Source organism: Ardenticatenales bacterium (assembly GCA_020634515.1).
In the GTDB taxonomy this organism is placed as follows: domain Bacteria; phylum Chloroflexota; class Anaerolineae; order Promineifilales; family Promineifilaceae; genus JAGVTM01.
In genome coordinates this window covers 287,802-302,436 of sequence record JACKBL010000005.1, presented here as the reverse complement: position 1 = coordinate 302,436, position 14,635 = coordinate 287,802, and the positions used below count along the sequence as shown (strand labels likewise).

Genomic DNA, 14,635 nt, shown 5'->3' with positions numbered 1-14,635 from the left:
ATTCACTCATGTGGCCTGCGGCGATCCTGACTCGGCAACGGGAATAGTGAAGGTGAACGTACTACCCTGGCGATAGACGCTCTCGCAGCGGATTTCTCCCCCCTGCGCTTCCACCATCATCTTCACAATGGAAAGACCCAGACCCCAGCCGGGCTGCTCTCGCACCTGCGCATCTTGCGAACGGAAAAACTGGGCAAAAAGGTGAGCCTGTTCTTCCGGGGCAACGCCCAAACCCGTATCGGCGACCGCGACCTGGACATGCGTAGGCGTGGCCGCGGCGTGCACCGTGATCCTGCCCTGAGGAGGCGTATACTTATTGGCATTACTGAGGAGATTGGTAAGCACCTGGCTGATGCGCGTGCGGTCCGCGTAGACCAGGGGCAACGCGGATGGCAGGTCCAGATGCAGCGCTTGCTGGCGCGACGTCAGACCATCCCGCATGTTGTCGGCGACGTCCTTGATCACCTGACCTACGTCAAACGGGCTGCAATCGAAGCGCATCCGTTTGCTTTCAATACGGTTGATGTCGGAAAGATCGTCAATGAGGACGCTCATGCGGGCGACGTTGCGCTGCACCACGTCCAGGAACTCCTTTTGCTGTTGATTCAGCGGTCCTGCCAGCTCCCGGCGCACCAGGTCCGTGTACCCCTTGATAGACGTCATGGGCAGACGGAGTTCATGCGTGACGATGGAGATAAAGTTGGTTTTGGCTTTATCGGCCGCCTGGACGGCTTCATAAAGCCGCGCGTTCTCAATAGCCACGGCGGCGCGGTCGGCCAGACGTGTGGCAAAAGCAATGTCTTCCTCTTTGTACGTGTTGCTTTGCTGGCTTTCCAGGGCGATGAGACCAATTACGCGCTCTTCCCGCTTGATGGGGACGACAAGCTGCGCCACGGGGGGGGTTCCGTCAATGGCTTCCAGGTGACTCAGGTTCTGGTGGTGAACGCTACTGCCGGTTTTCAGCAGTTCGGCGACAACAGGGTGCGTCGTGGAGACGCGGCGGGGCTGCTCGGCAACTGCGCGGGGCGGCGGCAGCAAACGAATGTAGGACGATTCTTCCTCTTCGACCAGCAAGCCGATTGAACCATTGTGGGATTCAGTCAGTTTCATGGCCCAATCCAGCGCCAGACTCAACACCCTATTCAGGTCGAGGGAGCGATTGAGTTCCTGGTCAATCTGCTGGAAGATGGTCAACTCTTCAACGCGGCGGGCCAGCGCCTGATCCGTCTGCGTGAAGAGGCGGGCGTTGTCAATGGCAACGGCCGCCTGGTTGATGAAAGCAACCAGCAAGTCGAGATCGAGCCGGGAAAAGACGCCGCTGAAGAGGCGGTTGTCTACGTAGGCGACGCCGATGACGCGCCCGCGGGCGCGCATGGGGGCGCACATGATGGAGCGAAGCTGGTAGCCGACCACGCTCTGGTGGCCGGAGAAACGGTCATCTTCTTGAGCATTGTCCGTGAGAATGGCTTCGCCCGTTTGCGCGGCGCGGGCGATGACGGTGCGGCTGATGTGCATGGCGCTGCCGGCAATTGTCTCTTGATCGACATTACGGGCAGCCACCGCTTCCAACCGTCCCGTAATTTCGTCGCGCAGCATAACAAAACCGCGCTCCGCGCTCGTCAGCTTGATGATGGAATCCATCACCAGGTTAAGGAGTTCCGTCAGGTCCAAAGTGGCCCCTAACTGGGCGCTCACTTCGTAGAGGGCGGCCAGGCGGGCTTGTTGGTTATCTTGCGAAGGTGTCATGGGTATCGATGGATGATAGCGGCTCAAGCGCAACACAGTTTCCTACAAGGATGTCGCCTCGTGAAACTGTACCACGACGCGGAACTGGAAGCTACTGAGCCGGGAAATAATCACAACAGGATTGCAGCGGGCAGGTGGCGCATTTGGGCGACCGCGCCTGACACACCTCGCGTCCATGCCGGATCAAGTTGAGATGCATCGTGTAAAACGTCTTGGGACGCCCCCTATTTTCCATGATTTCGTGCGCCTTGTCAGCCGAAGTACGGGGGTCAATTAGTCCCACCCGCCGGAGAATACGGTGAACGTGCGTATCGACGGGAAAGGTGGGGCGGCCAAAGGCGAACAGAAGAACGATGGCGGCAGTCTTCGGGCCAATGCCTTTGATGCGCGTGAGCCACGCCTGGGCCTCTGGCAGGGGCAGCTCGGCGAGGAAGTCAAGGGTGAGCGCGCCGCGCGTGCGGTGAATGTGGCGCAGGGCGTTTTGGATGCGGGGGGCTTTCTGGCGGGCCAGACCTGCCGGCATTATCGCCGCCACGACCTCTTCCTCTTCTGCCCACATCACTGCTTCCCAATCAGGAAACCGTTGCCGTAGCCCCGTAAACCCCTTGTCCCGGTTGGTATCCGACGTCGCCTGCGACAAAATCGTACAAACAAGCTCATCCACGGGCGGCAGGTGCTGTCGCCAGCGGTGTTCGCCATAAGCAGCCAGCAGCAGCCGATAGACCTCATCATATTTTGCGCGCAAGACTTCTTCCTGGTTCATCACATCTCGGATTATAACGAACATCCGCTATAATGGGAGTTTGCGGGTATGCGAGTTTGCGCGCGAACTCGCCACTCGCCACTCGCCACTCGCCACTCGCCACTCGCCACTCGCCACTCCTATGACCGAATTATCGCGGACCAAGTTTCTTCAAAGTATGCCTGAGGTGGTGGTGCCGAAGTTGCCGGCATCTCTGCAATCCATCCAATCGCGGCAGCCGTGGCGCTGGCTGATTCAGTTTCACTTTGGCGAGCCGGCCCTGCACTACGAAATATCACCCGCCCAGCGCCACCAGGGGTGGGAATTAGGCCTCCACTGCGAAGCCAAAGACAAAGCATTGAATCGTTTTCTGCTGCAAGGGTTCCGCCGCCACCTGTTTGAGATTAAGAGCACTCTAGGGGAAAGCGTGGAAGCCGAAATGTGGGATCGGGGCTGGACAAAGATTTACGAGATTTATCCCGCGCAAAGCCTGACTCCCGCCTACCAGGCGGCCCTGGGCGCGCGCCTGGCGAACATCATCATTTGCCTCCACCCCATCTACGCCGACCTGCGTGCCTCGGTCGCCCGGCTCTATCGCTGAAACGAAACAGGCGCGACACCCGTTGCCGGCATGTCGCGCCCCTGGTCCTCCTATCGCCCCGGTCACGCGGGACGGCTGGATGGCATAATTTCTAGCGCTATTTCTTCAGCAGATCGCGGATTTCCGCCAGCAGTTTTTCCTCGGCGCTGGGTTCCGGCGGCGCGGGTGGGGCTGCTTCTTCCTGCTTCTTGCTGCGATTCACCTGGCGCACAATCAAGAAAACCACAAAGGCCACGATCAGGAAATTGATTATCGCGTTGATGAACAGGCCATAGTTGATTGTGACGGCGCCGGCGGCCTGGGCGTCCGCCAGGGTGGCAAACGTGCCGCCCTTGAGAACGATGAACAGGTTGGCGAAGTCCACGCCACCCAGGAGTAAGCCAATGGGGGGCATGACAATGTCATTGACCAAAGAAGCGATGATAGGACCAAACGCGGCTCCCAATATAACGGCAAAAGCCAGGTCCAACAGGTTGCCACGCATGGCAAAATCACGGAATTCTTTTAACATGGTGTGCTCCTCTGAAAATGATCTTCCCGGAAGCTTCGTCACGGATGATGGCCCTGGGGAGCAACTTCCGGGAAGATGTTGTCTCCTTCGAATTTTTCCTGTAGGGCGAGTTTCTAACTCGCCTTCTCCGATAGACGACTGTTACGTTGTGCCGGTGCTTCTCCCATAGCGGCTAGATGCCGGCATTATCCCCCATCTTGCTTAAAAAGTAAATTAAGGGCCGGCTCCGTCAAAAACCCCGCCGCCCCGCCCCTCGCCCCAATCTTATGCCCCGCGAAAACCACAGCCCGCCGCAGCGCCCCATACGGATCACCATCTCGCCCATAAAAGTGACAAAAACTGGCAAAAAGCGCATCCCCCGCGCCCACCGTGCTGACCACCGGACGCACAGCAACCGCCGGAACCCGCCCCACATAATTATCCGCCGCCACCGCCAGCAGCGCCCCCGCCGCCCCCAAACCGATCACCAAAATATCCGGCCCATAACGCGCCAGCACCCGCCGCGCCCACGCCTCCGGGGCGCAAGGGAGGCGTTCGTGGCTCATAAACAAAATGTTCGCCGCCGCCATATAATCCCGATTATAGTCATCCTCCAGATCGTGAATCGCATGAACATCCGTGGCCACGGGCACGCCCGCCGCGCGCGCCAACGCCAACAAGGGACGCGCAAAATTGATATTGCAAAGAACGGCCAATTCGCAACCCGGCAAACTGGCAATGAAAGGGGCTGTCGGATAGACTTGCTCCTGCATCGCCTTCAAATCGGTGAAGATCATGCGCCGTCCATTGGCGTCATAGAGAACGACGGACTGCGCCGTGGGCGTATCCCGATCAAGTACGTTAGCATCCGCGATCTCCTGCTGTTGCAGCACCCGGCGCACGAGGAAGCCGGCCTGGTCTGCCCCGATCAAGGAGAACAAACGCACCTCGTCCCCCAGCGTCGTCAGCGCCAGGGCCAGATTGTAGCCCACGCCAGACACGCTGCTGTCAATGCCAAAGAAGGGATACCGCACGGGGCTGTAATCAAGGGGAAACCCTTCCACGCGCAGCGTCGTTTCCACGTTAATCAATCCACAAACCGCCATCCGACTCATAAAACATCCTGTTCACCCATGACGACACCAATCCCCCCCTTTGCCACAGAACAATTCTTCGCTCGCTACGAGTTTACCACGCCCTACCTGCTGTGCGCTTCCGACTGCGAGAGCATGACGGTGGGCGAACTGCTGGCCCTCGCGGATATTCCCGCGTCTGCGTTGGGGCGTTTGCACCTGGGATACACGGAATCACAGGGGCATCCGGCGCTGCGCCGGGAGATCGCCGCCACCTACGAGACCATCGGCGCGGCGGACATCGTCGTTCTCGGCGCGCCGGAAGAGGGCATCTACCTGACCATGCGCGCCCTGCTGCAACCCGGCGACGAAGTTATCGCCCTCACCCCGGCTTATGACTCGCTGCGCCACCTGGCGGCGCATATCGTACAACCGGCTCCGCTCAAGCCGTGGCCCATCCGGCCCACGCCCACCAGCTGGCGGCTCGATCTGGACGATCTGGCCCGCCTGCTGACGCCGCAAACCCGCCTGCTCATCGTCAATTTCCCCCATAACCCCACCGGCCTGCTGCCCGATGCGGCGCAGTTCCACGCGCTTGTTGAGATGGCGCGCGAGCGTGGCATCTGGCTGTTTTGCGACGAAATGTACCGCGGCCTGGAAAATGCCGGCACGCCCATGCTGCCATCGGCGGCGGATTTGTATGAGCAGGCCATTGTACTGGCCGGGCTGTCCAAAGTACATGGCCTGCCAGGGCTGCGCAGCGGCTGGCTGGTGGTGCGGAACGCGGCGCTGCGCGAGCAGCTAATCAACTGGAAACATTACACGACCATCTGCCCGCCGGCTCCATCTGAATTTCTGGCGACGGCGGCGCTGCGGGCGCGCGCCCCCCTTATCGCCCGCAATCGGGCCATTATCGCCCAAAATCTGGCGCTGGCGCGGACGTTTTTCGCCCGCTGGACCGACCTGTTCACCTGGCGACCACCACAAGCCGGCTCCGTGGCCCTGGTGGAGATGGCCGTCCCCTCAACCACGGCTTACTGCGAGCGGTTGGCGCGCGAGCAGGGCATTCTGTTGCTGCCGGGTCCGTTCCTGGGAGCCGACGACCGATTCGTGCGCTTTGGCCTCGGTCGCCACAACTTTGGCGCGAACCTGGCGCAGTATGACGCCTATCTCGCGCAAGCACAGTAGGAAGGGACGGGGTCCTGCCCTCTCGCGTCAATTCGGCGAATTAGCCAGCCGGGTCAAACCGCCATAGGTGGGTCGGCTGAAGCCGCCACCCCAAAAACGCCGGTGTCCAGTACCGTATGGAAGCGCATGGAATTTGCTATTGAGACCGACGCTCTAACGAAGATTTTCGACCAGCCCCAGGGGTGGCGGCGGGTGGCGCGCCGCCCGCGCGTGACGGCGGTGCGGGATGTGACGCTGCAAGTGCCGCCGGGGGAGGTGTTTGGTTTGTTGGGGCCAAATGGCGCCGGCAAAACAACCCTGGTAAAGATGCTGTGTACGCTGATCCTGCCCAACAGCGGCGGCGCCCGCGTGGCCGGCTGCTCTTTGGACGAGCCGCGGGCGATTCGCGCCGCCGTGGGGCTGGTGGTGACGGATGAACGCAGCTTTTATTGGCGGCTTTCCGGGCGGCGCAATTTGCGCTTCTTCGCGGCCATGCACGGGTTGCATGGCGCGGCGGCCACGCAACGTATTGAGGAGGTGCTGACCGCGGTTGATCTGCGGTCGCGGGCGGACATTCGTTTCAGCAATTATTCGACGGGGATGAAGCAGCGGCTGGCTATCGCGCGTGCCTTGCTGCATCAGCCGCGTATTCTTTTTTTGGATGAACCGAGCCGCAGCCTGGACCCGGTGGCGACGCAGCGGTTGCACGCGCTGGTTCGGCAGTTGGTGGCGGAGCAGGGGGTGACGGTTTTCTTGATTACGCATGATCTGGCGGAAGCGGAAACGCTTTGCCAGCGGGTGGCGGTGATGCACCAGGGGGAGGTGCGCGCGGTGGGTAGCCCGCGAATGCTGCGGCGGCAGTTGCAGCCCCATTGGCAATATGTGGCGCGCGTGGACGAAATGCCGGCACATCTCCCCCCCACCCTCGCGCAAACAGTCACCGATCTTACCCTGGAGCAAAGCGGCGACCACACCCTGCTGCGCTTCCACGCCGGCGAAGCAGACGGCAGCCTCAACCGGCTGCTGGACACCTTACGGCAGCACAACGTGACCATCCTCGGCATTGAAGGGCAGCCGCCTACGCTGGAAGAAGTGTTCGCGCACTACACCCAGGATACGCAGGAAGCGGCGGGAGGTTAGCGAAACAAGATGCTGCGGCTGCTGTGGGCCTTTTTGGAGCGGGATTTTGTGGAGGAGACGAGCTACCGCCTCTCCTTCTTCATGAGCCTGTTCAGCGTCATCTTCGGCGCGTTCACGTTTTATTTCCTGGCGCAGCTCGTGGATGCGCGGACCATCCCCGCATTGGCGGAATACAACACCGATTACTTCTCGTTCGTCTTGATTGGCATTGCCTTCAACGGCTATTTTACGGTGGGGCTGAACAGTTTTTCGCGCGGGCTGCGCCAGGCGCAGAACACGGGCACGCTGGAGGCAATGATCATGACGCCCGCGCCGCTGCCGGGTATCGTGGTCGGCTCGGCGGTGTGGGGATATGCCTACGCCACGCTGCGGGTGTTTGTTTATCTGCTGCTGGGGGTGCTGTTGGGCGTGCGCTTCACGCACGCGAATGTGGTAGGGGGCCTCGTGGGGCTGGCGTTGTCGATTATGGCTTTTGCGAGTTTGGGGATAATGGCTGCCGGCATTATCACGGTCATCAAACGGGGCGATCCGGTCACGGCCATCCTCACCCAACTGGCCACCTTACTCGGCGGCATCTACTTCCCCATCACCGTCCTCCCCGGCTGGCTGCAAGCCATCTCCCGGCTGCTGCCCGTCACCTACGCCGTAGACGTGATGCGGCTGGCGCTGCTCAAAGGCGCGGGCTGGGCGGAACTGCGACCGAATCTGTTAACGCTGGCCGGGTTCTGCGTCGTCTTGTTCCCCCTGTCCCTGCTCATTTTCCGCCTGGCCGTGGAACGCGCCCGCCTGGAAGGAACGCTTACGCATTATTAAACGACGATCTTCCCGGAAACTGTAAGGTTAATCGTGACTATACAGGTCATCTGCCCAGATTGGACCAATTTGCTCTGGTTGAATCTTATTGATGTCTACAAAATTGGTCCAATCTCTCGGAGACGTGAATAGTTACGGTTAATCAAGAGTAACGGCCAAGCTAGATTGGACCAATTTCACAAGAGAAAATTGGTCCAATCTAAGAATGCATCCTTAACGGGGAACGGCTAGGAGATAACGTGGGGCGTCATCAACTCCGTGTACTGGCCGTTGGCCGCGGGACCGCCCGCCTGGCCGCGCAGGAGCACGCCGCCCACGGGCAGGTAATCGTACCCGTTGTCCACGAGAACGTCGAAATCGGGGATCATGCGCCGCCCGTCAATGACCAGGAAGGGGGGCGATACGGTTTCCATGAACGTGTGCGTCAGGCCGCGGAACTCTTCCCAATCGGTAGAGATGAAGGCTGCGTCGCTGCCGGCAATTGCCTCCTGCGCCGAGTCAAAATAAGAGATACGGCTAAACAGATGGTTGCGCTCCGGGTTGAACCAGTACCGCTGCGCATCCGCCATCGCCAGCGGGTCATACGCCCGTATCGACGTGACGCCCCGCGCCAGCAATCCTTCCACCGCCTTCAGCGCCGCCGAGTCGCGCATATCGTTCGTGCGCTTCTTGAAGGCCATTCCCAACAAGGCCACCGTCTTCTGGTTGAAGTTGAAGCCGGCTTCCTGCACGGCACGATCAATCAGATAGAACTTCTGGAACTCGTTGATATTGTAGACCGCTTGCAGCAAATCGGTGGAGCGGCCCGCGCGATTCAATTGGTAAATGAGTGACTGAATATCCTTGCCAAAGCAACTTCCGCCCGCGCCGTTGCTCACGTAGGACCCCCAGGTGCTGATACGGGCATCGGCGGTCACGCCCACCTTCAGGTCTTCCATGCGGATGTTACCAAACGTCTCCGCCAGGCGCGCCCCTACCCCATTCCAGAAAGAGATGTAGGTCAACAGCAGCGTGTTCGCCATGTACTTGATGGCCTCCGCCGTTTCTGGCGTCGTTTCCAGGTAGCGGATGCGCACGTGATTGACGTATTGCGAGTAGACGCGGCGCAGAATCTTGTGGTCAACGTCGGAATCCGCGCCCACGACCACGCGGTCAGGGCGGCGGGAGGCTTCGACGGCATTCCCTTGCGGCAGGAATTCCGGGTTGGAGGCCACGCCTGCGTTTTCCACCTCGTGCTCCTGAAAAACCTGCTCCAACAGCCGCGCCGTGCCGATCGGCACCGTGCTCTTGTTCACGACTACCACCCGCTTCTTGTTCTGGCGGTGCGCCAACAGATCGGCCAGGGTGTGGGCGGCGTTCATGTAGTAGCTGAGGTCGGTGGAGCCGTCCCACTTGGGCGGCGTGGGCAGGCAGAGGAAGATGACATCCGTGCCTTCAATCACCGAGGCCAGGTCGGTGGTGAAGAAGAGGTAGCGCCCCAGGCTTTCATTGATGGCGCTGACCAGGCCGGGTTCGTTGACAAAACGCTCGATTTCCTCGCGTTCGCCCGTCTGGTAGGCGGCGATTTTTTCTTCGTCAATGTCGTAGGCAATGACTTCATGGCCGTATTCGGCGCAGATGGCCGCGTGGGGCAGTCCCACGTAGCCCGTTCCGATGACGATTATTTTCATGATTTGCTCCTTTAGAAATAGGACGCGGATTAACGCGGAAAAACGCGGATGGCATGTGCATCCGCAAAAATGTGGTTAGGACTGACGATGAAATAACGTACGGAATTGCATCGTCAGTCCCTGGCAGTTACAACTGTTTTCTGTATGGCATTATTGCCTAGATCGGCGGGAAGTTCAAGCGTCGTGCCGGCATTTCCCCTCATCCCCCCAACATGATCCGCGCCGCACGGCGGCCAATCTCCACCGCGAAATTTGTGCCGCGATCCCATGGGTACACCTGGCTCATGCCGGCATAATAAAGACCGGCAACCGGCGTCTGGATGGCGGGGATGTTTTGCGAATGGTTTACCGTGGGCACGGGTTGGGCATAGGGTGCACGGAACACCCAGCTTCGCCGCACCCAATCGGGGCGGAAGGCGGGATTGAAGCGCGGCAGGTAACTGGTGAAGAGGGTTTCGAGATCAGATGCCGGCGTCGTCATATACGCATGGTCCGGCACCACATAGTCGCCACAGTAAACAATGTGGTCGCCGCCATAGTGGGCGCGATCCAGATAGTTGGTATGCTCCACCAGCGCCAGGAAGGGAATCTCATTTTCCGCCTTGTTCGGCGACGACGCGGGAATGTTCAACCAGTAAGTCCCGTCCGTGAGCAACTGCCGGCGCAGCGCCAACACCAGCACCACCGCACCCAGGCTCTTCAACTGCAACAACTTGCCCAGGTAATCCGGCGGCAGCGCGGGAGCCAATCGCGCCAGCAGTGCGGGGGAAGTCGTCGCCAGGCATTGGTCATGAACCGCCTCGCCCCCGGCGAATTGCAGCGATAGCCGCCCATCCCCTTGCGGCGTGATGGCCCGCACCGGGCAGTTAAAGCGGATTTCGCCGCCGCGCCCGCGCACCGCATCCGTCAGCGCGTCAACGAGCGTCTGGAACCCCCCCTCAAAGGAGCCGAGGCGAAAGCTGCGCGCCACCAACCTGGCCCACATCCAGGCCATCGTCACGTCCTGGTAGTAGGGGCCAAATTTGTTGATCAGGGCAGGCCGCCAGGTGGCATTATACGCCTTGCGCCCATACCAGCGCGTCATCCATTCATCGGCGGTGTATTTTTCCAGGTTGCGCCAGAATCGCGTATAGCGCAGGAAAGCCGTGACCGCGCCGAAGCGGAAGAAGGCAAAAGGGTCCAGGGCGGGATAGCGCATGATGCGCAAGAGGGAATCGAACGGGTAAATGCGGCCCTCGTAGTAGAAGGAAGTGATGGGACGGGGAAAAAAGAGCTTGTCGCGGATGCCCAGCTCTTCGACCAGGCGAATCATCTCCTGGTCGGACTCGAAAATGTGGTGGTAAAACTGCTCCAGATGCCAATCCCAGGCGGGATCGCGGAAGCCGGCGGCGAGACCGCCGGCGTGGTCGCCGGCCTCATAAAGGGTGACGGCGTGATCGGCATTAAGGAGGTCATAAGCGGCGGAGAGGCCGGCAAGCCCCGCGCCCACGATGCCCACGTTCATGCGCGCCCCTCCCCTTCGGCCACGCGCACGGCGCGACCAAAATCGGCCCAACTCAAGCCTTCGCGCAGCATGTAGACGAGGCCGAGCAGGGTGATGGGCAGCCACAAGGCGGCGTGCAAGACGAGGGTGTAGGCGGTGGCGACGACGGCGGGGACGTTGTAGAGTTTGAGGACTTCGATGCCGGGGGTGTCAAATGTGCCAATGTAGCCGGGGGCGGAGGGCAGCGTGGTCGCCAGGTTGACGACGCCGTTCATGAGCATGAGGGCGAAGAAGCTGACCTGGAAGTCGAAGGCGTGCATGACAAACCAGTACTTGACGGTTTCCAGGAGCCAGATGACGACGGAAGTGAGGAAGATCATGACGACGTTGCGGAAACTGCGCAGCGATTCCAGGCCATCGAGGAAGCGGCGGGTGAAATCGAGGAGCGGGGGGCGGATGCGTGCCGGCATGATGCGCGTCACCACCCAATGAATCACCTGGAAAGCCCGCCCCGGCATCGCCGCCAGCGCGAAGAAAACCAGCAACGCCGCGAAAAAAGCAACGCTGGCGATCACCACCAGGCCGCGAATCTCGTCGCTGGGCAGCGGCGCAATCGGCAGGGCCACAAACACAAACACCAGCATCACCAACCCATCGAAAACGCGCTCCACAATCACCGTCGCCAGGCTGGCGCTCACGGGCACGCTCTCCCGCTGCCGCAGCACATAGGCGCGCAACAGTTCGCCGGCGCGAAACGGGTAAACGTTGTTGCCCATGTAGCCAATGACGACGACGGGAAAAAGGCGGCGCAGGGAGATGCGCTTCAGCGGGCGCAGCATGTAGTCCCAACGCCAGGTGCGCGCCCAAACGGCCACGAAGTAAGTGAGAACGCTGGGGATGAGCCACCAATAATTGGCGCCACGAATATCTTGCCAGACCGCGCCCAGTTGCAGCCCGCCCAGAGCGCGCCATAAAAAAAGGGCGCTGATGCCCACGCCCAGCAGCAGTTGTAGTTTCTTCAAGCGGAAATCCTAAACCTTCCTGGAAGCTGTTAGCTTCCAGGAAGGTGGTCATGCGAGTTATTTCATATACACGCGCCACCGCGCGGAGGCGCAACGCGCTACGGCCACATGGCGAGGGCTTCAGCGTAGAGGGCGTCGTCCGGGGCCAGTTCCACCGCTTTTTGCAGGTCAGCCTTGATCGTGGGGTCGGCGGAGTCGAGGAGGTAGCTGCCCCAGGCGCGGATGAAGTAGGCGGGGGCCAGATCGGGGAGGACAGTGAGGGCGCTGCCGGCATTCATCACCAACATCTGCCCCAGTTCCGCCGCCATTCCCTCCGCCACCGTGCCCACCACCAGCGGGGACGCATCGCTAAACAACCGATCTGCGCTATAGCCGCGCATGACGCTGACGGCCGTCTCGTAGTCGCCATAGAAAACGTAGGTCAGCAGCGGATAGGGATCGCCGACCATGCCGGCCATACGTCGCGCATCCCCATTGTAGTTGATAAACGCCGCATTCCAGGCCACCATCTGATTGTCCGCGGCCATGCCGCCCGCCTCCGCGATGGCCGCCTGGGCGTCTTTCCACAGCCCCGCTTCGGCAAAAGTGATCGCCCGCTTGTTCAGCTCGCGCACATCCGGCGCAACTGTATCTGGCAGCGCCGAAAGCTGCACGGGGACGAGTTGGGTTCCGTCCCAATGCAAAATGGCGTATTGGACCAGGCGTACGCCCGCCGCGTAGTAGAAAACGTACGGTTCACTCAGGTTCAGCAGCACCTCCCCCAGGCCATCCCCGTTGATGTCGGCGACATGGCCGGCGTCGGGGCTGGCGTTGAAGTTGCCCGTGACCGTGGTCAGCGATGCGCCGTCGAAATTCAATAGGAGGAAGACGCCGCTGTGCGCGCCCACGCCGCCGTCCAGTGCAAGCCAGATGCGGCCCGGTTCAACCATCACCTGCTTCACGCTTGTCTCGCCGACGTAATCCGGGGACAGGCCATTGACGGCGGGGTCGTCGTTGCTCAATTCGTGGCGGGCGAGTTCTTGCCAGCCGTTGTCGTAAGCGTAAATGGCAACCTGATGGTTGACGAGTGGATCGAAACTGTGCATACCCGTGGAGAAAGCAACGAACAGGATGCGGCTACCGTCGGTGGTGAGTTGGTTGACGCCGATGCCTTGTGTTTCCGGCTGGATGCCAAAGTCGGCGGCGGCTTTCGCCTTCAGGTCGGCTATGGCGGCGGCATCGGGGACGTGGGTCTCTTGCGGCGGGCCGCCCCAGCGGGGTTCGTGTCCGACGACGGGGAGGAGCAGCGCGCCATCACCGCGGCTGGGGAGCCAGGTCATGCTGTTGTTCAGGGGGTAGTTGGAACTGGTGGCCTGGACGAGGGGGTCGAGGGGGTTGACGAAGACGAGGCCGCTGCCGCCGCTGATCCACTGGACGTCACCGGGGAGTTGGTAGAGGGCGGGGGTGATGGGGGTGAAAATGCCGGCATCATCCATCCGCCGCAATTGATACCACACCTGCGAAAAATCTCCCCCATACTGCTCCCCCACGAACGCATACACCGAACCATCGTCAGCCTGGAAAGGCGCGCGCACCAGTTGCACCGGCGTCTCCGGGCTGGCTCCCGCCTCATCATATCCGGCAATCAGCGTCATGCCCGCGCCCGTTTTCGTGTCCACCTGCGCCAATCCGGGCATCGCATAAACCATCAGATTGCTGCCGATCAAGGCCGTGGCGTCCCCCATCCAGGCCAGATCGCAGCAGTAGATGCCCCCATTTTCCACCATCGTCAACGCGCCGCTCTCCAGGTCTTTCACCGCCAACCCGCCCCCTTCCGGGAAGTAGCCAAAAGAAATGAGCAGGCGGGTGCCATCGGGCGACCACTCCGCCCTCGAGAAGAAGCGGACTGGACCGCTCAAGGGCTGCTTCGATTCCGTGGAAAAGTCGGGATAGGGGTCGCTGGGCTGGATCAGGGTTAGGGGAGAGTCGGGCGTGAGGCCGGCGATGTTGATTCCCCCCATGCCAAAAGCGATTTGCGTGCCATCAGGCGAGAACCGGGGCGACGTGATCGTTTTCGTCGCCTGGCTGGCGTAATCATCGGGGGCAAAATTGCCACCGGCAATACGCACCGTGCGCGCGCCGCTGTTGACGTCGAACAATATCAGGTTGTTGTCCACTACATAGGCCAGCGTCTTACCGTCAGGAGAGACGTCATACGCCTGAACATGCGCATCATCCGTCACCGGCATACTGGTCACGCCGTCTCGCTCCAGGCGCATGATTTGTCCGCCCGGATTGAGGTAGTAAAGCGGGGCGGGCAGGACGGCGGGGCTGCCGGTTTGCATGGCGGGGGCGATGTCCAGCGGCAGGTCGGTAATGGGTGGGTTTTCGGGGGAAATGCCGGCATCCCCCGCCCCCCCCACCTGATCCTCCACCGTCATCATCGCGTCCGACGACGGTTCTACCGTATTGCGACAGGCAACCATCACGACCAACAAGCCACATAGCGCCAGGACAAGCAAAGAGCGCGAAACAATCGCGGAACGCTTCATGGGAATTTCTCCTTTACCGAACACGAGTAGGTGGGTAATGATAACTCTTAACGCCTGGGCGACCAGAGTGGTAGGAACGAGGATTCAACTGTGATGTCTTTGCCATTGCCGCAACCTATCACGACAACGCAACATTACGTCAACCGATTATACTGGA

12 protein-coding genes are annotated in these 14,635 nt (G+C 60.7%); 4 read left to right on the top strand and 8 right to left on the bottom strand.

Annotation, left to right across the window (positions count from 1 at the left end; all coding sequences use genetic code 11):
• Positions 1–6: 6 nt before the first annotated feature.
• Complete coding sequence (locus tag H6650_15360) at positions 7–1,746, bottom strand: GAF domain-containing protein (GenBank protein ID MCB8953384.1); 1,740 nt, start codon at positions 1,744–1,746, stop codon at positions 7–9.
• A gap of 91 nt (positions 1,747–1,837) precedes the next feature.
• Entirely contained in the window at positions 1,838–2,533 is a 696-nt protein-coding gene (locus tag H6650_15355) for an endonuclease III (protein MCB8953383.1), read from the bottom strand.
• 133 nt (positions 2,534–2,666) lie between these two features.
• Here H6650_15355 and H6650_15350 point away from each other — a divergent pair, with 133 nt between their 5' ends.
• Positions 2,667–3,089, top strand: coding sequence for a hypothetical protein (locus H6650_15350; GenBank protein MCB8953382.1), 423 nt, complete (start codon positions 2,667–2,669; stop codon positions 3,087–3,089).
• Between the two features lie 97 nt (positions 3,090–3,186).
• On the opposite strand, the gene mscL is transcribed toward H6650_15350, so the two are convergent.
• Both mscL and H6650_15340 read right to left on the bottom strand, forming a co-directional pair.
• Positions 3,187–3,600, bottom strand: a complete 414-nt coding sequence (mscL, locus tag H6650_15345) for a large conductance mechanosensitive channel protein MscL (protein MCB8953381.1) — start codon at positions 3,598–3,600, stop codon at positions 3,187–3,189.
• 185 nt (positions 3,601–3,785) lie between these two features.
• Positions 3,786–4,694, bottom strand: a complete 909-nt coding sequence (locus H6650_15340) for a carbohydrate kinase family protein (GenBank protein ID MCB8953380.1) — start codon at positions 4,692–4,694, stop codon at positions 3,786–3,788.
• Between the two features lie 18 nt (positions 4,695–4,712).
• On the opposite strand from H6650_15340, the gene H6650_15335 reads away from it, so the two are divergent.
• The 3 genes from H6650_15335 to H6650_15325 all read left to right on the top strand — a co-directional run bounded on the left by H6650_15335 (position 4,713) and on the right by H6650_15325 (position 7,772).
• Positions 4,713–5,840, top strand: coding sequence for an aminotransferase class I/II-fold pyridoxal phosphate-dependent enzyme (locus H6650_15335; GenBank protein ID MCB8953379.1), 1,128 nt, complete (start codon positions 4,713–4,715; stop codon positions 5,838–5,840).
• Between the two features lie 126 nt (positions 5,841–5,966).
• Positions 5,967–6,959: an ABC transporter ATP-binding protein gene (locus H6650_15330; protein MCB8953378.1), complete on the top strand. Its 993-nt coding sequence runs from the start codon at positions 5,967–5,969 to the stop codon at positions 6,957–6,959.
• Positions 6,960–6,968: 9 nt separating this feature from the next.
• On the top strand, positions 6,969–7,772 hold the full coding sequence (locus tag H6650_15325) for an ABC transporter permease (GenBank protein MCB8953377.1): 804 nt from the start codon (positions 6,969–6,971) through the stop codon (positions 7,770–7,772).
• A 227-nt stretch (positions 7,773–7,999) separates the two neighbouring features.
• Here H6650_15325 and H6650_15320 read toward each other — a convergent pair whose 3' ends face one another.
• The 4 genes from H6650_15320 to H6650_15305 all read right to left on the bottom strand — a co-directional run bounded on the left by H6650_15320 (position 8,000) and on the right by H6650_15305 (position 14,478).
• A complete protein-coding gene (locus H6650_15320) occupies positions 8,000–9,442 on the bottom strand; it encodes a UDP-glucose/GDP-mannose dehydrogenase family protein (GenBank protein ID MCB8953376.1) in 1,443 nt (480 codons plus the stop codon).
• 199 nt (positions 9,443–9,641) lie between these two features.
• Positions 9,642–10,946, bottom strand: a complete 1,305-nt coding sequence (locus H6650_15315; protein MCB8953375.1) for an NAD(P)/FAD-dependent oxidoreductase — start codon at positions 10,944–10,946, stop codon at positions 9,642–9,644.
• A complete protein-coding gene (locus tag H6650_15310) occupies positions 10,943–11,947 on the bottom strand; it encodes a flippase-like domain-containing protein (GenBank protein ID MCB8953374.1) in 1,005 nt (334 codons plus the stop codon). The genes H6650_15315 and H6650_15310 overlap by 4 nt, the downstream gene beginning before the upstream one ends.
• 98 nt (positions 11,948–12,045) lie before the next feature.
• Positions 12,046–14,478: a PD40 domain-containing protein gene (locus H6650_15305; protein MCB8953373.1), complete on the bottom strand. Its 2,433-nt coding sequence runs from the start codon at positions 14,476–14,478 to the stop codon at positions 12,046–12,048.
• Between the last annotated feature and the right edge of the window lie 157 nt (positions 14,479–14,635).

Bases quoted from the DNA above. Each gene is read 5' to 3' on its own strand.
- H6650_15325 (MCB8953377.1), top strand. From the start codon at position 6,969: ATGCTGCGGCTGCTGTGGGCCTTTTTGGAGCGGGATTTTGTGGAGGAG.
- H6650_15320 (MCB8953376.1), bottom strand. From the start codon at position 9,442: ATGAAAATAATCGTCATCGGAACGGGCTACGTGGGACTGCCCCACGCG.
- H6650_15355 (MCB8953383.1), bottom strand. From the start codon at position 2,533: ATGTTCGTTATAATCCGAGATGTGATGAACCAGGAAGAAGTCTTGCGC.
- H6650_15305 (MCB8953373.1), bottom strand. From the start codon at position 14,478: ATGAAGCGTTCCGCGATTGTTTCGCGCTCTTTGCTTGTCCTGGCGCTA.
- H6650_15335 (MCB8953379.1), top strand. From the start codon at position 4,713: ATGACGACACCAATCCCCCCCTTTGCCACAGAACAATTCTTCGCTCGC.
- H6650_15360 (MCB8953384.1), bottom strand. From the start codon at position 1,746: ATGACACCTTCGCAAGATAACCAACAAGCCCGCCTGGCCGCCCTCTAC.
- H6650_15330 (MCB8953378.1), top strand. From the start codon at position 5,967: ATGGAATTTGCTATTGAGACCGACGCTCTAACGAAGATTTTCGACCAG.
- H6650_15340 (MCB8953380.1), bottom strand. From the start codon at position 4,694: ATGAGTCGGATGGCGGTTTGTGGATTGATTAACGTGGAAACGACGCTG.
- mscL (MCB8953381.1), bottom strand. From the start codon at position 3,600: ATGTTAAAAGAATTCCGTGATTTTGCCATGCGTGGCAACCTGTTGGAC.
- H6650_15350 (MCB8953382.1), top strand. From the start codon at position 2,667: ATGCCTGAGGTGGTGGTGCCGAAGTTGCCGGCATCTCTGCAATCCATC.
- H6650_15315 (MCB8953375.1), bottom strand. From the start codon at position 10,946: ATGAACGTGGGCATCGTGGGCGCGGGGCTTGCCGGCCTCTCCGCCGCT.